At 48.7% G+C, this 20057-nt stretch carries 16 protein-coding genes and 2 rRNA genes; 17 read left to right on the top strand and 1 reads right to left on the bottom strand.

What is annotated here, in order from left to right:
* The first annotated feature begins 7 nt into the window (after positions 1-7).
* The 14 genes from hslO to QF049_RS23020 all read left to right on the top strand — a co-directional run bounded on the left by hslO (position 8) and on the right by QF049_RS23020 (position 13488).
* Positions 8-898, top strand: coding sequence for an Hsp33 family molecular chaperone HslO (gene hslO / locus QF049_RS23085; RefSeq protein WP_307540865.1), 891 nt, complete (start codon positions 8-10; stop codon positions 896-898).
* 23 nt (positions 899-921) lie between these two features.
* Complete coding sequence (locus tag QF049_RS23080; RefSeq protein ID WP_307540863.1) at positions 922-1872, top strand: peptidyl-prolyl cis-trans isomerase; 951 nt, start codon at positions 922-924, stop codon at positions 1870-1872.
* 345 nt (positions 1873-2217) lie between these two features.
* Positions 2218-3156, top strand: a complete 939-nt coding sequence (gene cysK, locus QF049_RS23075; protein WP_169483011.1) for a cysteine synthase A — start codon at positions 2218-2220, stop codon at positions 3154-3156.
* A 140-nt stretch (positions 3157-3296) separates the two neighbouring features.
* Positions 3297-4910: an anthranilate synthase component I family protein gene (locus QF049_RS23070; RefSeq protein ID WP_307540857.1), complete on the top strand. Its 1614-nt coding sequence runs from the start codon at positions 3297-3299 to the stop codon at positions 4908-4910.
* 50 nt (positions 4911-4960) lie between these two features.
* Complete coding sequence (pabA, locus tag QF049_RS23065; protein ID WP_307540855.1) at positions 4961-5536, top strand: aminodeoxychorismate/anthranilate synthase component II; 576 nt, start codon at positions 4961-4963, stop codon at positions 5534-5536.
* A 1-nt stretch (position 5537) separates the two neighbouring features.
* On the top strand, positions 5538-6422 hold the full coding sequence (locus tag QF049_RS23060) for an aminotransferase class IV (protein ID WP_307540853.1): 885 nt from the start codon (positions 5538-5540) through the stop codon (positions 6420-6422).
* Positions 6419-7282, top strand: coding sequence for a dihydropteroate synthase (gene folP / locus QF049_RS23055; protein ID WP_307540851.1), 864 nt, complete (start codon positions 6419-6421; stop codon positions 7280-7282). Before QF049_RS23060 ends, folP begins: the two co-directional genes overlap by 4 nt.
* A gap of 117 nt (positions 7283-7399) precedes the next feature.
* Positions 7400-7762, top strand: coding sequence for a dihydroneopterin aldolase (gene folB / locus QF049_RS23050; RefSeq protein ID WP_150364151.1), 363 nt, complete (start codon positions 7400-7402; stop codon positions 7760-7762).
* Positions 7763-7771: 9 nt separating this feature from the next.
* Positions 7772-8320, top strand: a complete 549-nt coding sequence (gene folK / locus QF049_RS23045; protein WP_307540848.1) for a 2-amino-4-hydroxy-6-hydroxymethyldihydropteridine diphosphokinase — start codon at positions 7772-7774, stop codon at positions 8318-8320.
* Entirely contained in the window at positions 8281-8475 is a 195-nt protein-coding gene (locus QF049_RS23040; protein ID WP_036668438.1) for a helix-turn-helix domain-containing protein, read from the top strand. Before folK ends, QF049_RS23040 begins: the two co-directional genes overlap by 40 nt.
* A gap of 96 nt (positions 8476-8571) precedes the next feature.
* Positions 8572-9591 carry a tRNA dihydrouridine synthase DusB gene (gene dusB, locus QF049_RS23035; protein ID WP_307540846.1) on the top strand — a complete coding sequence of 340 codons (1020 nt, stop codon included), beginning with the start codon at positions 8572-8574 and terminating at the stop codon, positions 9589-9591.
* 246 nt (positions 9592-9837) lie between these two features.
* Positions 9838-10317 (top strand): transcription elongation factor GreA, encoded by a 480-nt coding sequence (gene greA / locus QF049_RS23030; protein ID WP_076216743.1) that lies wholly within the window; start codon positions 9838-9840, stop codon positions 10315-10317.
* A 117-nt stretch (positions 10318-10434) separates the two neighbouring features.
* Positions 10435-11946 (top strand): lysine--tRNA ligase, encoded by a 1512-nt coding sequence (gene lysS, locus QF049_RS23025; protein ID WP_307540842.1) that lies wholly within the window; start codon positions 10435-10437, stop codon positions 11944-11946.
* 204 nt (positions 11947-12150) lie between these two features.
* Complete coding sequence (locus tag QF049_RS23020) at positions 12151-13488, top strand: TrkH family potassium uptake protein (RefSeq protein WP_307540840.1); 1338 nt, start codon at positions 12151-12153, stop codon at positions 13486-13488.
* Between the two features lie 84 nt (positions 13489-13572).
* Here QF049_RS23020 and QF049_RS23015 read toward each other — a convergent pair whose 3' ends face one another.
* Entirely contained in the window at positions 13573-14163 is a 591-nt protein-coding gene (locus QF049_RS23015) for a TetR/AcrR family transcriptional regulator (RefSeq protein ID WP_150364148.1), read from the bottom strand.
* 86 nt (positions 14164-14249) lie between these two features.
* Here QF049_RS23015 and QF049_RS23010 point away from each other — a divergent pair, with 86 nt between their 5' ends.
* The 3 genes from QF049_RS23010 to QF049_RS23000 all read left to right on the top strand — a co-directional run bounded on the left by QF049_RS23010 (position 14250) and on the right by QF049_RS23000 (position 20030).
* Complete coding sequence (locus QF049_RS23010) at positions 14250-14801, top strand: hypothetical protein (RefSeq protein ID WP_307540838.1); 552 nt, start codon at positions 14250-14252, stop codon at positions 14799-14801.
* Between the two features lie 438 nt (positions 14802-15239).
* A 16S ribosomal RNA gene (locus tag QF049_RS23005) occupies positions 15240-16792 on the top strand.
* Positions 16793-17102: 310 nt separating this feature from the next.
* Positions 17103-20030, top strand: a 23S ribosomal RNA gene (locus tag QF049_RS23000).
* The 16S and 23S rRNA genes sit together here, the layout of an rRNA operon.
* Positions 20031-20057 lie beyond the last annotated feature (27 nt).

Below are 20057 nucleotides of genomic sequence, written 5' to 3'. Positions count from 1 at the left end.
GAATGACTTGGAAAACAACAACAAGCATGACCGGTTAATTCGTGGTACAGCAATGAATGGAAAGGTAAGAGCCTTTGCTATCCAGACTACGGAACTGGTTGAGGAACTACGCAGAAGACACGACACGTTTCCCACGGCTACAGCTGCCATGGGGCGTACGGTTACAACAGCAGCCATTATGGGTGCAATGCTCAAAGGTGAAGAGAAGTTAACGGTACAAGTCAACGGTGATGGCCCTATTGGACAGATTGTAGCTGATGCCAATGCCAAAGGCGAAGTACGGGGATATGTTTCTAATCCGCATGTACATTTGCCAAGTAATAGCGTGGGGAAACTGGACGTTGCAGGCGCAGTTGGAACCGAAGGCTTCATCAATATAACGAAGGATTTGGGACTGAAAGAACCATATCGTGGCAGTGTGCCTATTATTTCAGGAGAACTGGGCGAAGACTTCACGTACTACTTTGCGCAATCGGAGCAAACACCTTCTGCTGTAGGCGTTGGTGTGCTCGTTGATACGGATAATTCCGTTATTGTCGCAGGTGGATTCATTATGCAGTTGTTGCCGGGATTGACAGATCCAGAGATCACGGCGATCGAAAACGCCATTAGTACGTTGCCACCAGTGACGACATTGCTGGAGCAGGGGCTTGAATTGGAAGAGTTGCTTCGCCGATTGTTGCCAGATGTACAAGTGATGGAAGGATTGGATATTCATTTTAGCTGTGAGTGTTCACGTGAGCGGGTAGAGAAGACACTAATTAGCCTGGGCCAAACGGAGATGGAGCAATTAATTGAAGAAGAGGGCCAAGCTGAAGTGGTCTGCCAATTCTGTAATGAAGCCTATGATTTTAACAAAGAACAACTTGAGACCATCCTAGAGCAAGCCAAGAACTGATCTATGCGGGGACGGGATGCGGAATGACAAGACAGGAAAAAGGGTTGTGGACGGCTGTAATTGTCTTGACGCTAGGCATGCTGGTCATGGGTACAGTGATGGCTATGCATGGTCTCAGACAGGGCAAAGATGAGGCAGATGCATCCCATGATGCCAACACGGAAGAAGGAAGTACCGTAGCGACGATCAACGGAGAAGTTATCACGGACAAAGAGTGGACCGATGCGCTGAAAAGACGTTACGGCAGTGAGTTATTACTCCAGATGTTAAACCGTAAAGCAGTATATGCCGAAGCAATTGAACGCAAGCTGATCGTCACTCCCCAAGAGATTGCAAGGGAATTGGCTACCGCGATGGATGGGTACGATTCAGAGAAAGCGTATTATGACGAAATGAAGTCTCAATTGGGTCTGTCCAAACAGGAACTTGAATTGGAAGCCGGCTACAGGCTGCTGCTTGAGAAAATCGCAACGATCGGCATACAGATCAAGGATGCAGATATTGAGCATTACTGGACTGAACACCGTGAGGATTACGTCTCCCCCGAGAAATATGACTTGTCCATCATCGTAGTGAAGGAAGAAGAGGAAGCCGATTCCTTACTGGATGCGTTGGAGAAGGGGGAGGACTTTGAAGAAGCTGCTCGCAAGCAATCGACAGACAGCTTCTCTCGTGATGCGGGTGGGAGGCTGGGATGGATTGAGCGGAATGATCCATTCCAGTCAGAAGAAATCCTTCAACTTGCTGCCGGGCTGGATGTAGGCGATATTGCCGGACCGGTTCGAGTGGAAGAAGGCTATGTCATTATCAGACTTAATGATAAAGAAGAACGCCAGGTGCAGTCGGCCGAAGAGGTCCGTGAGGAGATTCGAATGCAACTGGCTCTGAGTCAGGCTGATCCGTTGCCGCAGGTAGAGCAAATGCTGCGTAACAAGTATGAAGCCGTAATCCTGTCCGAGATTCCTGCCTCCTGAATTCAATGGAGAAGATTGTATAGTACTGCTGCATCTTGATAAAAATACTCTGTCTGCGGTCTTAGGGCCAAAGGCAGAGTATTTTTTTTGAGTACTCATATTGACAATAAGGGTTAACGTTGATAAGATGAAAATAATAAATACCTACTCGTTTACTCGGATATAAAAGATTTATTTATGAACAAAGAAACTTTCGGAAACCTCCGCCCTGTCTAGAAATCTTAGCAGTAAGGGATGGGATCAACAGGATTTCCGCAGTTCTTCTATAACAGCTAGAGGCTATCGGCCGCACAGTATAGGTTAACAGGACTCAAGTTTTATTCATCCACTAAGGAGGGCATTCATATGGCTAAAGTAGTTAATAACGTAACAGAACTCATCGGAGGTACTCCGCTTGTTCGTCTGAACCGTATCGTACCAGAAGGCAGTGCTGAAGTATTCGTGAAGCTGGAGTACCAGAATCCAGGTTCAAGCGTGAAAGACCGTATCGCAATTAGCATTGTGGAAGAAGCGGAAAAAGAAGGCAAGCTGAAACCGGGTGATACCATTATCGAAGCAACAAGTGGTAACACGGGAATTGGACTCGCGATGGTGGCTGCAGCCAAAGGCTACAAGTCCGTTATTGTAATGCCTGAGACGATGAGCTTGGAGCGTCGTAACTTGCTTCGTGCGTATGGTGCTGAGCTTGTGCTTACACCTGGAGCTGAAGGTATGAATGGTGCTGTTAAAAAAGCGGAAGAGCTGCTGAAAGAAAACCCTTCCTATTTCATGGCTGAGCAATTTAAAAATAAAGCCAACGTGAAGATCCACCGTGAAACGACTGGCCCTGAGATTGTGGACGCGATCCAATCTGTGGGCGGTACGTTGGATGCTTTCGTTGCGGGAATTGGTACAGGCGGAACAATTACAGGTACAGGCGAAGTGCTGAAAGAAGCTTTTGCTGGTATTAAAATTGTTGCGGTTGAGCCAGCAGCTTCGCCAATTCTGGCGGGCGGCAAACCAGGACCACATAAGATCCAGGGGATTGGTGCCAACTTTATCCCTGAGATTCTGGATCAGGAAATCTATGATGAGATCATTCACATTGAGAATGATGATGCATTCGAGACGGCTCGTCAGGTAGCGAAGGAAGAGGGCATTCTGTCCGGTATTTCTTCCGGTGCGGCGATCCGTGCAGGTCTTCAGGTTGCGAAACAGTTGGGTGAAGGCAAGCGCGTTGTCGTAATCGTGCCAAGTAACGGCGAACGTTACCTCAGCACACCTCTTTACAACTTCGAAGGCTAAGTCTACAAATGACAAAACTAATCCTCCTTGCCCGTATGACGGGTATGGAGGATTTTTGGCGTAATGCTTTTAAAAGGGGCGGCGCTTTAGTATACTATCAGACAATAGAACTAGCGACAGATGGAGGGCGGCACACCGCAATGACACACCTGATGACAACATACGCCGACTGGATGGAGTGGGCTGAACAAGGCTGGACCATGATGCCCTATATCACGAAGTCGGATGAGGGACCGTATCATGGCGGTTTACCGTTATCGTGGGAGGCAGCCTGGGAGCAGGCGTCACCATACGCAATTGTGTTGGAGAATGGCAAAGGCGGGAGATATACATTTCTGGGTTTAGACCCCGTATCCGTAATTTCCGGGAAAGGTCAAGAAGCAGTTATTCATGATGTGACGCAAGGAACGACCTCGACGGACAGCGGCAAGCCGCTTGATGTATTGAAGAGATGGACTGCCCCGTATAGCGCACCCAAGGTTAATGAGGCTCCAGACTTTGGGGGTGGATACGCAGGTTATCTCAGCTACGATGTAGCAAGATCATTGGAGAAGCTTCCAGTCTTGGCTGAAGATAATCCGTCCCTGTCGGATTATTGGTGGATGCGTTTTGAAGAAATATGGGCGTATGACCATCAGCAGCAGGCGCTTTTCTGCATGGTTCATCTGGCTATACAGCCTAATCAGAACGAAACCGATGTCCGTGGTCTATATGCAGTAGCCGAGGCGCGAGCGATAGCGATGCAGCAAAGATGGCTTCATATTATTGGGGTTGCACAGGCCGAGGAACAACAACAGGCACTGGAACGCCGCAACAAGCAGGTCAATCGTACACCGCAGCCTGAAGATGCGGAAAGGGAATCAGAAGGATGGGAGACCTCCTTTCCCCAGAAGGACTTTGAACAAGCTGTACGTACGGTACAGGAATATATCAGGCAGGGCGATGTGTTCCAGGTGAATCTGTCCTTGAGACAGGAAAAGCGGCTTCAATCGAGCGCTGAGCATATTTATGAATGGCTGCGCCTTGTGAATCCATCACCGTATATGGGTATGCTGCGTAGTCCAGACTTTCAACTGGTAAGCGGATCTCCCGAGCTTCTAGTCAAAGTGGAGAATGGCAAAGTCAGTGCACGTCCCATTGCAGGAACCCGAAGAAGGGGCCGTGATGCAGCAGAAGATAATGCTATGGCGGATGAACTGCTCAGCAGTGAGAAGGAACGGGCGGAGCATATTATGCTCGTTGATCTGGAACGTAATGATATCGGACGGATTGCGGCCTACGGTTCGGTTCATGTGCCTGAATTGATGACTATCGAGAAGTATTCCCATGTCATGCACCTCGTTTCCCAGGTGGAAGGCAGGCTGGCAGAAGGGTTATCTGTATTTGATGTGATTGCTGCGACATTCCCGGGTGGGACGATTACTGGAGCGCCGAAAGTCCGCACCATGGAGATTATCGAGGAACTTGAGCCTGTGCGGCGTGGGCCTTATACGGGTTCCATCGGGTGGATGGATTACAGTGGGAATATGGAATTGAACATTGTCATTCGTACACTTGCCATCAAGGACGGTATTGGTTATGTGCAGGCCGGGGCAGGGATTGTTATTGATTCCGATCCATATCGGGAATACAAGGAATGCCGCAACAAAGCAAGAGCGATGATGAGAGCTGTGAATTATAGCGAAGAGGCGGAAGCAAGCAGAGCTGTCGAACAAGAACAAGCGGAGCGAACAGTAGCTGTTAAACTAAAATAAAACGAAGCAACCGTCATTAGCATTGACGGAAGATGAGGAGGAGCAGGCATATGATACTGGTTATCGATAATTACGATTCCTTCACGTACAACCTGGTTCAATATCTGGGTGAACTGGGTGAAACGGTTGAAGTTCGCCGCAACGATGAGATTGATCTGGCAGGCATAGAGGCACTGGCACCTGATCATATTCTGATCTCTCCGGGTCCATGTACACCAAATGAAGCAGGCATTAGCTTGGCAGTCATTGATCATTTCAAGGGAAGCATTCCGATCTTTGGTGTTTGTCTGGGGCATCAGTCCATTGGACAAGCGTTTGGTGGCAATGTCATTCGTGCGGAGCGCATGATGCACGGCAAAACATCCGAGATGCACCACAATGGGACATCGGTATTTACCGGATTGCCATCTCCATTCACAGCTACCCGTTATCACTCCCTGATTGTCGAGCGTAGCAGCCTGCCTGACTGCCTGGAGATTACAGCGGAGACAGCTGAAGGTGAGATTATGGGTCTGCGCCACAAAGAATATGCGATTGAAGGTGTTCAATTCCACCCGGAATCCATTATTACAGACCACGGACATCAGATGCTTCGTAACTTTTTGTCCCAACAAGTGAAGGTATAACATGCAATATGCCGCGATAAACGGAGAGTTGGTCAATATGGCGGCGGCCGTGGTTCCTGTAACGGATCACGGCTTTTTGTACGGACTTGGATTGTTTGAGACGTTCCGGACGTATCAAGGTGTCCCATATCTTTTGGAACGGCATCTGGAGCGCATGGCCTCGGGGTGTAAGGAACTGGGCATTCCTTTTACAACGACCGCAGCAGAGGTGACAGATTGGATTGAACGTCTGATGGATGCGAACGGACTTCGGGATGCGTATGTACGTTATACGGTATCAGCTGGTGAAGCGCCCCTAGGCCTACCTTCTGTTGATTATTCGAAGCCAAATCATATTGTACTGGCAAAAGCATTACCTGAACCTTCGCCCTCCTTATATGAGAGCGGCAAAATGCTTCAACGGTTATCTACACCTCGCAACACGCCCGAAGGAGAAGTTCGGTTCAAGTCGCTGCATTATATGAACAGCATTCTGGCGAAACGGGAGCTTAATGGATACGGGCAGCATGTGCAGGGTGCGGAAGGGTTACAATTAACCCGGGATGGTCATATAGCGGAAGGGATCGTCAGTAATGTGTTTTGGGTACGGGAAAATGTTCTCTACACGCCAGCACTCTCAACAGGCATTCTGCCGGGCATCACGAGAGCTGTGGTACTTGAGATCGCCACGCAGCAAGGAATTCCTTGCATAGAAACGTTAGCTGCTTGGGGGGAGCTCCTGCAAGCAGATGAAATATTTCTAACAGGCTCGGTTGCCGAACTGGTTCCGGTTACGACTCTGCGGGATCAGGACGGAGCCGAAACAATAATCAGCAACGGACATATAGGCCCGGTTACAGCAGTCCTTCTGGGTATGTACCGGCAGAAAGCGGGGTATACTTCATGACACTTACACCTGTCATCTATGAACGGAACTATGCATGGGGGCCAGCTGAGTTGAAGCTGGGTGCAAGAACACAGATTATGGGCATTCTTAACGTCACGCCCGACTCGTTCTCGGATGGTGGACGTTATACCAACGTAGAGTGGGCGGTTGCGCATGCCAAGCAGATGATGGAGGATGGAGCGGACCTGATTGATATCGGCGGAGAGTCTACCCGACCTGGTTCAGCGGTCGTGGGCGCCGATGAAGAGCTCAGCAGGATTATTCCGGTTATTGAAGCATTGCATCAGCAAGCCCCACACATTCCGATATCGGTAGACACGTATAAGGCCGATGTTGCGCGTCAGGCCATTCTGGCTGGTGCCCATATCATTAATGATGTGTGGGGAGCAAAGGCAGACTCTGATATGGCTCGTACGGCAGCAGAACTGGGGTGTCCCATCATTCTGATGCATAATCGGCAGGAGCGAAACTATACTGATTATCTGAGTGATGTCGTGAGCGATTTGCAGGAGAGTATACAGATTGCGTTAACAGCCGGCGTGAAAGCAGATCAAATTATCCTGGACCCGGGTATTGGTTTTGTGAAGGATCTCGGAGAAAATCTGAAGCTCATGTCATCGCTCGGTTTGCTTAATGAAATGGGATATCCCGTTCTGCTAGCCACCTCACGTAAAAGATTCATCCAGAACACCCTGGATGTTGGTGCGGATGATGCGCTGGAAGGAACGGCTACGACCGTTGCATTTGGCATTGCCCAAGGCTGCCAGATAGTTCGGGTTCATGATGTGAAGCCGATTCGGCGGACGGCAGACATGTGTGATGCCATGTTATATGCTTCTCCGGGTCTACGGAGGAAATAATGCTGGCGGGTCCCGAGTGACCCGTCTAGTGGAAGCGTAGCGTTTTTCAAAGGCAAAGCAAAGGGATATCTTCAAATAGATTAAAATTTCAATATATATAGAGGGCAGGCGGATCGTATGGATAGAATGGTTATGCATCGAATGGAGTATTACGGATATCACGGTGTATTTGCCGAGGAGCGGAAGCTAGGGGCACGTTATTATATTGATCTGGAGATTGACATGGACCTGGGTGAGGCTGGGCGTAACGATGATCTGACCAAAACGATCAATTATGCGGAGATCCATGAGCTGGTAAAACAGATTGTTGAGAATAAATCGTTCCAGTTAATTGAAGCTTTGGGCGAACATATTGCATCTTCTTTACTAGACACTTATACTATTATCAATGCATTGACAGTCAAGGTGACGAAGCCACATCCGCCATTCGATATTCATTTTGAGGGCGTAACGGTAGAGCTTCGCCGCACAAGAAAGTGAGAACCGATCATGATTGCACATTCGACCTCTGAATCTTCAGAGGCTTATATTGCTTTAGGGGCCAATTTGGGTGACCGGGAACAGACGCTGCTTGAAGCATTGTCTTTGCTGGATGAACACCCTCATATATCCGTTCTGCGTTGTTCTGCACTATATGAGACGGAGCCTGTAGGATATGTAGATCAGCCTGCATTTCTGAATATGGCAGTCGCCGTACAGGTGATGCTGACACCGGAACAGTTGCTCACGGAATTACTGGATATCGAGAACCGGCTTGGACGTGTTCGTGATATTCGCTGGGGACCGCGCACCGTTGATCTGGATCTGCTCTGGATGCAAGGTGAGACGCGAGATACCGAATTGCTTCAATTGCCTCATCCCCGTATGGGAGAACGGGCTTTTGTACTGGTACCATTGTCGGATATCGTACCGGAGGGCGAGATTTCAGGTTTGTATACCTTTGTACACTCATCGTTGTCTGTACTGGATGGAAAGGATGGAATACAGCTTTGGAAAACATGCAATTGGCCAATCGAATCCGGGCATTCCGGAAGCTGAAAGGTTTAACACAACATGAACTTGCGGCCGAGACCGGCATCTCGCTGGCCATTCTGGGAACCATTGAACGGGGAAACCGTAAGGTATCACAGCAAGAGCTCGATCGAATTGCTGGTGTGCTGGCAATCAGTATCGAGGAGTTGCGGGGCAACTAGGACTGTTTCGGTTTCGTCATGTTACAACAACCAAGATATCGATCGAACTTAATATCGTGATATATACAGAATTAAAAAAGGAGTGGAACGACTACCGTGCTTAACATTGGTGGCATTGAAATGAAAAACCAGGTCGTACTTGCGCCGATGGCTGGCGTATGTAATCCGGCTTTTCGTTTGATCGCAAAAGAATTCGGAACAGGCCTCGTATGCGCGGAGATGGTGAGTGGCAAAGCCATTGTCCATGGCAACCAGCGTACACGTGAGATGTTATTTGTAGATGAGCGTGAGAAACCGCTGAGCCTTCAAATTTTTGGAGGAGATCGTGATTCCCTTGTAGAAGCAGCCAAAATCGTGGATCAAGAAACCAATGCAGACATTATCGACATTAACATGGGATGCCCTGTGCCTAAGGTAACGAAATGTGATGCAGGTGCACGTTGGTTGCTAGATCCGAACAAGATCTATGAGATGGTATCCGCTGTAGTAGATGCGGTTGAGAAGCCGGTAACGGTCAAGATGCGTATTGGCTGGGATAACGAGCATATCTTCGCGGTGGAGAATGCGCTCGCGGTTGAACGTGCGGGTGGACAGGCGGTAAGTGTGCACGGCCGTACGCGTGAGCAACTCTACACAGGCACAGCTGACTGGTCACACATCAAAGATGTAAAAGAGGCTGTCTCTATTCCAGTGATCGGCAATGGTGATGTCCATACACCAGAGGATGCTCGCCGTATGCTGGATGAAACGGGTTGTGACGGAGTTATGATCGGTCGTGCTGCCCTGGGTAACCCATGGATGCTGTATCGTACCATTCAATACTTAAGCACGGGGGAATTGCTTCCTGACCCGAATGGCGAAGAGAAGATCCGTGTTGCCATCCTGCATATGGATCGCCTGATCGCATTGAAGAATGAGACGGTTGCTGTACGCGAGATGCGTAAACATCTGGCTTGGTATTTGAAAGGCTTAAAAGGATCTGCTCGCATCAAGGACATTATTATGGAAGGTACCAAGCGTGATGAGATGGTACAGATTCTGGAGAACTTTGTGAGTCAGCTGAAAAGCGAAGGCAATTTGGAGTCAGAACCGGTAATCGCCGGAAGTGCATCGTAATTAAGACTGTAAAACGTTTACAGCTATAGAGGACGTAACATTGACTTTTCGAGATCGTTCCCCTATACTTTCACAGTATAAATTCGCCATGTGCGTTAATTAAAGGCTAGTCATCAGGAGGAATATTCTATTTCTCTGGAGAACTTCATATAGTTTTGAAGATGTATGCGGGCGGAGCTATGTAATTAGCACTGATTCCGTTGCCGTACAATCCAAATTATTCCCATGACAGGAGAATCGGTTGAGATGAGCGACAAGGAAGTTATCCTTACACCAGAGGGACTTAAGAAGCTGGAAGAAGAACTGGAAACATTGAAATCAGTGAAGCGCCGCGAAGTGGCTGAACGGATTAAGGTAGCCATCGGGTATGGAGATATCAGTGAGAACTCTGAATACGAAGATGCCAAGAACGAACAGGCTTTCATTGAAGGTCGTATTATTACTTTGGAGAAAATGCTTCGGAACGCACGCATTATTAACAGTGATGAGATTGACACCGATGTTGTGAGTGTAGGTGCAACAGTCACTGTGGAAGATTTGGAATTCGGCGACATCACAGAATATACAATTGTAGGTTCTGCTGAATCAAACCCGCTTCAGAACAAGATTTCTAACGAAAGTCCTGTCGGTAAAGCGATCTTGGGCAAGAAAAATGGTACAGTTGTTGATGTAAGTGTGCCTGCTGGCGTAATTCAATATAAAATTGTAGATATTAAAAAGCTATAGTAACGAAGCAGTTGGGCACGGTAAACAAAAGCTTCCTTAGGGAAGCTTTTTCAACATTTGAGGAAGAGTGTCCTTCACGCGATGCCTGCAATGTAAATAAGGAGATGAATACAGATCATGACGGATGAAGTCTTGAATCAGGAAACCGAACTTAGCGAGCTTTTACAAATTCGCCGTGACAAATTGGACGAGCTCCGCAAATTGGGAATCGACCCTTTTGGCCAAAAATACGTACGTACCGAAGAAGCCGGCTCCATTCTGAAGAAGTATGAAGAACTGACCAAGGAAGAGCTGGAAGAGAAGCACATCGAAGTCAGTATTGCCGGACGGATTATGGCGAAGCGGGGAATGGGTAAAGCAAGCTTCGCACATATTCAGGACCTGAGCGGCAGAATCCAGATCTATGTTCGTCAGGATAGCGTGCCTGAAGACAAGTATGCGGCATTTAGCCTGCTGGACCTTGGCGATATCGTTGGGGTAACGGGTGTGATCTTTAAGACCAAAACAGGTGAAACTTCTGTCAAAGTGAAAGATCTTGAAGTGCTGTCCAAATCGCTCTATCCGCTTCCGGATAAATTCCATGGTCTCACCGACGTAGAGTTGCGTTACCGCCAGCGTTATGTTGACCTGATTATGAGCCCGGACGTACAACAGACCTTTATCGCACGTTCCAAAATCATTCAATCGATGCGCCGTTACCTGGATTCCCTTGGATATCTGGAAGTGGAAACACCTACGTTGCATACGATCGCAGGAGGAGCTGCAGCACGTCCGTTTATTACGCATCACAATGCGCTGGATATGGAACTGTACATGCGGATTGCGATTGAACTTCACCTGAAACGTCTGATTGTTGGCGGACTGGAGAAGGTATATGAGATCGGCCGTGTGTATCGGAATGAAGGTATGTCCACACGTCACAATCCGGAGTTCACAATGATTGAATTGTATGAGGCATATGCCGACTACAAAGATATCATGCATTTGACGGAGAACCTGGTTGCTCATATTGCACAGGAAGTACTGGGTACGCAAGTGATCCAGTATGGAGATTATGAAGTAGATCTTACGCCGCAGTGGCGCCGTGTTACGATGGTGGATGCAGTTAAGGAAGTTGTGGGCGTGGACTTCTCCGTACATATGACGGATGAGGAAGCACATAACTTGGCGAAGGAACATAAGGTTCCGGTTGAAAAACATATGACATTTGGTCATATTCTCAACGCGTTCTTTGAAGAATTTGTGGAAGAGACGTTGATTCAACCGACATTCATCATGGGACATCCTCTTGAAATCTCACCGCTGGCGAAGAAAAATGATGTAGATCCGCGCTTCACGGATCGTTTCGAATTGTTCATCGTTGGACGCGAGCATGCCAATGCCTTCACAGAGCTGAATGATCCAATCGATCAACGTCAGCGCTTTGAAGCACAGATGCTGGAGAAAGAACATGGGAACGACGAAGCTCATGAGATGGATGACGACTTCATCCGTGCGCTCGAATATGGTATGCCACCAACAGGCGGATTGGGAATCGGGGTTGATCGTCTGATCATGCTGCTTACCAACTCCCCGTCGATTCGTGACGTACTGCTCTTCCCGCACATGCGTCCTCGTACGCAAGATTAAATAAGGAACGTATGATACGTTCATAATAGAAGAGGAACCTGCCGTTCAGTATCATGCTGGGGCAAGTTCCTCTTTAGGTTTACATAGACGCTAAAAATAAAGTTTGTCAGAAGGCCCTTGCTCGCAGCACACCATTAGGGTAGCACCGCGTCTTGAATTTGTTAGATTAACCTGTTCGTATTTTTGTTAAAAGAGGTGCCCTTCATGAAGTTCAGGCTTCACTTTGCCAAATTCTTATCTCCTCCGTTAATTCTGGTCGGTGGTTTTCTGCTTATCATTGCGATTGGAACCGTGCTTCTCATGTTGCCCATCTCCAACCAAAGCGGTAAACATTTGGCGTTTATTGACGCGCTCTTTACATCAACCTCTGCCGCATGTGTGACTGGATTGGTTGTTGTGGATGTAGGGACAACGTTTAATTTGTTTGGTCAGATCGTCATTATGATATTAATGCAGCTTGGTGGACTCGGCTTCATGACCATGGCTACCCTCTTTGCGCTTGTATTGGGCAAGCGAATCTCCCTCAAGGACAGGCTATTACTCAAAGAAGCCATTAATGCAGATAGTATGGAAGGGATAGTACGCATTATCCGCAAGGTGTTGATTTTCTCCTTTACCATTGAAGGGGTGGCTGCTGTCATACTGGCGCTGCGCTGGGCAACGGAGATGCCATTGGGTCAGGCTGTATACTATGGAATATTTCATTCCGTTTCATTGTTTAATAACGGCGGATTTGATCTGTTTGGTAACAGCTTTCAATACTACACTGGAGATTGGATATTCAATGTGACCGCTTCTGTGCTCGTTGTCTCTGGTGGACTGGGTTTTGTTGTATTAAATGACCTGTTTGAGTATCGCAAACGCCGCCGTCTATCTCTTCAGTCCAAACTGGTGCTGTCTGTATCCGGAGCGTTGATCGGTATAGGAGCGATTGTGTTGTTTGTTTTCGAATTCACCAATGGACATACACTGGCTTCGCTCACCTGGAGCGAGAAGATCTATGCGTCCTTCTTCCAGTCTGTCTCTACACGTTCGTCGGGAACAAGTACAATCGATATCACGGAGATGAGGCAGGCTACCCAGTTTTTCTTTATCCTGCTGATGTTTATCGGGGCATCCCCGGGATCGACCGGTGGCGGGATCAAGACAACTACATTCCTGATCATGATTGGTGCAGTGTATGCCATGATTCGGGGAAATAAGGATATTGTGTTTTTCCGTCAGCGTGTTCCGAAAGAATTACTGATGAGGGCGTTGACCATTATTATGGTTTCTCTGATCATATTCATGATCGTGGTGATGCTTCTGCTTACGACAGAGGATGCGCCATTCCTTTCACTGATGTTTGAAGCTGCATCCGCAATCGGTACCGTGGGTCTTTCCGTGGGAGTGACTGATGAGTTGACCAATTGGGGAAAAATCATTATTACCTTTACCATGTTTGTAGGTCGGATTGGGCCATTAACCATCGCGTATGCCCTTCGTCCGCGCAAAGAGAAGAAACTGTATCGTCATCCGGAAGGCCGGATCATTATCGGATAAAAAGAAAAACCGTCAGACGTTCAGAACTAACTCCTGTTATCGTAACGGGCCTTAGTCACACGAATGTGCTGCGGTTTTTTTGGTTTAACGGCACAAGGAAGCAAGATGCAAAGTGAGAACATCGTCCATGAGCTTGGCATTCATCTGATCCGGTCTAAGCACGGTATGTATGCCTAAGCCATCCACGAGTGCATACAATCTTTCAATCTCCAGTTCTTTGTCCAGATCGGTTCTGGAGAGGTCGAGCTTTATCAGGTAGGTGATAACAGAGCCTACAGCTTGTCTGAGTTCATCATATACGGTATTAGCAAGTTCTTTGAGTGTAGGATCGGTTTTCGATCTGGCTGTAAAAGCGTACCACACCTCCATTTCGGCCAGTTTTTCTTCCGTGTTTGGTAAGAATTCGAGCAATAGGCATTTCATATTGTCCATGGGAGAACCGTTAAAGGACATTTTTTGGACTCGATGAGACACCCGTTCAGATACCAGATTCATGGCATATAGTAGTAGTTCCGATTGAGTAGAAAAGTAGTGGCGCATTGAGCCAACCGAAACTCCAGCTTCTTCAGCGATATTCCGAACAGAGGCTTGTTCCATGCCATCTCTTCGTATAATACGCCAAGCTGCCTCGGCCACGAGCACGCGCTGTTTATCATGATCAACAATTTTAGGCATAGGCATATTATATCACTGTTGATTATTATAGTACATACGTGCTAAATTATATTTAATACATATGTATCAAAAAAGGAGGGGCTGAAATGATTGGTTATTTCATTATAGGTTGTGAGATTGCCTTTTGGGTATTTGTGTTCACGGGTCTGAGTGTCAGGTATCTCCTTGGCATGAAGCGGTTAGGCATCGGTTTGTTAATGGCAACACCGGTTATCGATCTGTTATTGCTGGTAGCTACAGTCATGGATCTACAGCGAGGAGCTACAGCAAGTATGATTCATGGTATAGCTGCGGTGTATATAGGAGCAAGCATTGCATATGGTCACCAGATGATCGCTTGGGCGGGTCGATATTTCCTATATTGGTTCAAGGGTGGAGAGAATCCTCGCAGCAACAAGTTATATGGCAGAGAACATGCGAGTCGTGAACGTAGTGGATGGTTTAGACATCTATTGGCTTGGGCTATAGGAAGTGCTTTTTTATTCGCCATGATATGGTGGATTGGAGATGCTGAACGTACAGCTGCCTTCAATAATCTGATCACAGTGTGGGGAATGATACTCGGAATCGATTTTCTGATAAGTTTTAGTTACAGTTTATGGCCAAGAAAGGTTCCTGCTAGGAATGTTAAACATTAAAGTGAAAATGGACGTGCGTATGAACTTGCTAAGTTGGGAGAGTACCATATGTACGTCTGTATTAGTTCAAACCGATTGTTAATGTAGTTTCAAAAAAAGACTTGCATTCAAAATCTGTACATGGTATATTCTAAGTCCGGCCAAGAAAACACGGTTTACACGGTGCGGCAAGCAAACGAAATAAGCTTCGAAAGAAACTTGAAAAAAGAGCTTGCAAAGTTGGTGCGGATGTGATAAGATATAAAAGTTGCTGAAGAGAACAACATTCGGTAACGAAATAAGTTTGATCTTTGAAAACTGAACAACGAGTGAGTAAACATTCTGCTTGCAGAATGAACGCGAAAGTTTGAAACGAGCCTTGGCTTGGATCAACTGGAGCACAAATGAGATTTTCAATCTCGTCAGATTCAAAATGAGCTTATCGCTCTTTTCAATACTTTATTGGAGAGTTTGATCCTGGCTCAGGACGAACGCTGGCGGCATGCCTAATACATGCAAGTCGAGCGGACTTGATGAGAAGCTTGCTTCTCTGATGGTTAGCGGCGGACGGGTGAGTAACACGTAGGCAACCTGCCCTCAAGTTTGGGACAACTACCGGAAACGGTAGCTAATACCGAATAGTTGTTTTCTTCGCCTGAAGGAAACTGGAAAGACGGAGCAATCTGTCACTTGGGGATGGGCCTGCGGCGCATTAGCTAGTTGGTGGGGTAACGGCTCACCAAGGCGACGATGCGTAGCCGACCTGAGAGGGTGATCGGCCACACTGGGACTGAGACACGGCCCAGACTCCTACGGGAGGCAGCAGTAGGGAATCTTCCGCAATGGGCGAAAGCCTGACGGAGCAATGCCGCGTGAGTGATGAAGGTTTTCGGATCGTAAAGCTCTGTTGCCAGGGAAGAACGCTTGGGAGAGTAACTGCTCTCAAGGTGACGGTACCTGAGAAGAAAGCCCCGGCTAACTACGTGCCAGCAGCCGCGGTAATACGTAGGGGGCAAGCGTTGTCCGGAATTATTGGGCGTAAAGCGCGCGCAGGCGGTCATTTAAGTCTGGTGTTTAATCCCGGGGCTCAACCCCGGATCGCACTGGAAACTGGGTGACTTGAGTGCAGAAGAGGAGAGTGGAATTCCACGTGTAGCGGTGAAATGCGTAGATATGTGGAGGAACACCAGTGGCGAAGGCGACTCTCTGGGCTGTAACTGACGCTGAGGCGCGAAAGCGTGGGGAGCAAACAGGATTAGATACCCTGGTAGTCCACGCCGTAAACGATGAGTGCTAGGTGTTAGGGGTTTCGATACCCTTGGTGCCGAAGTTAACACATTAAGCACTCCGCCTGGGGAGTACGGTCGCAAGACTGAAACTCAAAGGAATTGACGGGGACCCGCACAAGCAGTGGAGTATGTGGTTTAATTCGAAGCAACGCGAAGAACCTTACCAGGTCTTGACATCCCTCTGACCGGTACAGAGATGTACCTTTCCTTCGGGACAGAGGAGACAGGTGGTGCATGGTTGTCGTCAGCTCGTGTCGTGAGATGTTGGGTTAAGTCCCGCAACGAGCGCAACCCTTATATTTAGTTGCCAGCATTTCGGATGGGCACTCTAGATAGACTGCCGGTGACAAACCGGAGGAAGGTGGGGATGACGTCAAATCATCATGCCCCTTATGACCTGGGCTACACACGTACTACAATGGCCGGTACAACGGGCTGCGAAATCGCGAGATGGAGCCAATCCCAACAAAGCCGGTCTCAGTTCGGATTGCAGGCTGCAACTCGCCTGCATGAAGTCGGAATTGCTAGTAATCGCGGATCAGCATGCCGCGGTGAATACGTTCCCGGGTCTTGTACACACCGCCCGTCACACCACGAGAGTTTATAACACCCGAAGTCGGTGGGGTAACCGCAAGGAGCCAGCCGCCGAAGGTGGGATAGATGATTGGGGTGAAGTCGTAACAAGGTAGCCGTATCGGAAGGTGCGGCTGGATCACCTCCTTTCTATGGAGAATCGTTTCCTGCAACGGAAACATTCAAATAAGCAGCTCAGCTGCAAAACACTCACTCGTTGCTCAGTTTTGAGAGCTCAAACTCTCAAACAGCTTGCTTTTGCATGGAGCTTGTTCTTTGAAAACTAGATATCGAAACGAAACAAACGCGAATTAGAACATTCCTTTTTAGCTGAACTTGTGTAAACAAGTTTCAATAAAAACGGTAGTTAAATTGCTTTTGCGATGGTATTGGATGGGAGTGACTTTTGGCTTTGCGCAAGCAAAACAAGGGAAGTGAGCAGTCAAAATCGGAGCAATATGGTTAAGCTACTAAGAGCACACGGAGGATGCCTAGGCGCTAGGAGCCGATGAAGGACGTGGCGAACAACGAAACTGCCTCGGGGAGCTGTAAGCAAGCTTTGATCCGGGGGTGTCCGAATGGGGAAACCCAGCTGGGGTAATTTCCAGTTACTCACAACTGAATACATAGGTTGTGTAGAGGCATACCAGGGGAACTGAAACATCTAAGTACCCTGAGGAAGAGAAAACAATAGTGATTCCGTCAGTAGCGGCGAGCGAACGCGGAGAAGCCCAAACCAGAGAGCTTGCTCTTTGGGGTTGTGGGACGTCTCACATGGAGTTACAAAGGAACCGGTTAAGCGAAGAGGTCTGGAAAGGCCCGCCAAAGAAGGTAAAAGCCCTGTAATTGAAAGTCTGTTCCCTCCGAGACGGATCCCGAGTAGTGCGGGGCACGTGAAACCCCGTATGAATCCGGCAGGACCATCTGCCAAGGCTAAATACTTCCTAGCGACCGATAGTGAAGCAGTACCGTGAGGGAAAGGTGAAAAGCACCCCGGAAGGGGAGTGAAATAGAACCTGAAACCGTGTGCTTACAAAAAGTCAGAGCCCGTTTTAGGGGTGATGGCGTGCCTTTTGTAGAATGAACCGGCGAGTTACGTTCCCGTGCAAGGTTAAGGTGAAGAGCCGGAGCCGCAGCGAAAGCGAGTCTGAATAGGGCGACTTAGTACGTGGACGTAGACCCGAAACCGGGTGATCTACCCCTGTCCAGGGTGAAGGTGCGGTAACACGCACTGGAGGCCCGAACCCACGCATGTTGAAAAATGCGGGGATGAGGTGGGGGTAGCGGAGAAATTCCAATCGAACTCGGAGATAGCTGGTTCTCCCCGAAATAGCTTTAGGGCTAGCCTCGGAAACTAGAGTCGTGGAGGTAGAGCACTGATTGGGTGCGGGGCCCGCAAGGGTTACCAAGCTCAGTCAAACTCCGAATGCCATAGACTTACTTCCGGGAGTCAGACAGTGAGTGCTAAGATCCATTGTCAAAAGGGAAACAGCCCAGACCATCAGCTAAGGTCCCCAAGTGTGTGTTAAGTGGGAAAGGATGTGGAGTTGCACAGACAACCAGGATGTTGGCTTAGAAGCAGCCACCATTGAAAGAGTGCGTAATAGCTCACTGGTCGAGTGACTCTGCGCCGAAAATGTAACGGGGCTAAACACACCACCGAAGCTATGGCTTGATGCTTTGCATCAGGGGTAGGGGAGCGTTGTATAAGGGTTGAAGGTGTACCGTAAGGAGCGCTGGACATTATACAAGTGAGAATGCCGGTATGAGTAACGAAAAGATCAGTGAGAATCTGATCCGCCGAAAGCCTAAGGGTTCCTGAGGAAGGCTCGTCCGCTCAGGGTAAGTCGGGACCTAAGGCGAGGCCGAAAGGCGTAGTCGAAGGACAACAGGTCGAAATTCCTGTACCACCGTAAGCCGTTATGAGCAATGGGGGGACGCAGTAGGGTAGTGACGCGGACTGATGGATGTCCGTCTAAGCAGTGAGGCTGATGTGTAGGCAAATCCGCACATTGTAAGGCTGAGCTGTGATGGGGAGCGAAAATTATAGTAGCGAAGGTCATGATCTCACACTGCCAAGAAAAGCCTCTAGCCAGGTGATGGTGCCCGTACCGCAAACCGACACAGGTAGGCGAGAAGAGTATTCTAAGGCGCGCGGAAGAACTCTCGTTAAGGAACTCGGCAAAATGACCCCGTAACTTCGGGAGAAGGGGTGCCCCGGTAGTGTGAATAGCACGAGGGGGCCGCAGTGAAAAGGCCCAAGCGACTGTTTAGCAAAAACACAGGTCTGTGCGAAGCCGTAAGGCGAAGTATACGGGCTGACGCCTGCCCGGTGCTGGAAGGTTAAGGGGAGTGGTTAGGGAGCAATCCCGAAGCTGTGAACCGAAGCCCCAGTAAACGGCGGCCGTAACTATAACGGTCCTAAGGTAGCGAAATTCCTTGTCAGGTAAATTCTGACCCGCACGAATGGCGTAACGACTTGGGCGCTGTCTCAACGAGAGATCCGGTGAAATTTTAATACCTGTGAAGATGCAGGTTACCCGCGACAAGACGGAAAGACCCCATGGAGCTTTACTGCAGCTTGATATTGAATTTGGGTACGATCTGTACAGGATAGGTGGGAGCCTTTGAAGCAGGAGCGCCAGCTTCTGTGGAGGCAACGTTGGGATACCACCCTGATCGTATCTAGGTTCTAACCTGGTACCGTAATCCGGTGCGGGGACAGTGTCAGGTGGGCAGTTTGACTGGGGCGGTCGCCTCCTAAAGAGTAACGGAGGCGCCCAAAGGTTCCCTCAGAATGGTTGGAAATCATTCGAAGAGTGCAAAGGCATAAGGGAGCTTGACTGCGAGACCTACAAGTCGAGCAGGGACGAAAGTCGGGCTTAGTGATCCGGTGGTACCGCATGGAAGGGCCATCGCTCAACGGATAAAAGCTACCCTGGGGATAACAGGCTTATCTCCCCCAAGAGTCCACATCGACGGGGAGGTTTGGCACCTCGATGTCGGCTCATCGCATCCTGGGGCTGAAGTAGGTCCCAAGGGTTGGGCTGTTCGCCCATTAAAGCGGTACGCGAGCTGGGTTCAGAACGTCGTGAGACAGTTCGGTCCCTATCTGTCGTGGGCGTAGGAAATTTGAGAGGAGCTGTCCTTAGTACGAGAGGACCGGGATGGACGTACCGCTGGTGTACCAGTTGTTCCGCCAGGAGCACCGCTGGGTAGCTATGTACGGACGGGATAAACGCTGAAAGCATCTAAGCGTGAAGCCCCCCTCAAGATGAGATTTCCCAGTATGTAAGACCCCTTGAAGACGACGAGGTAGATAGGCTGGGGGTGGAAGTGCAGCAATGCATGGAGCTGACCAGTACTAATCGGTCGAGGGCTTATCCAATAGCAAGTGATAATTCGCATGTTTCGT

Origin of the sequence: Paenibacillus sp. W4I10, assembly GCF_030816325.1 — a bacterium.
GTDB classification, from domain to species: domain Bacteria; phylum Bacillota; class Bacilli; order Paenibacillales; family Paenibacillaceae; genus Paenibacillus; species Paenibacillus amylolyticus_B.
The sequence above is the reverse complement of the archived record's forward strand: the minus strand, read 5'-3'. Positions and strand labels throughout refer to the sequence as shown.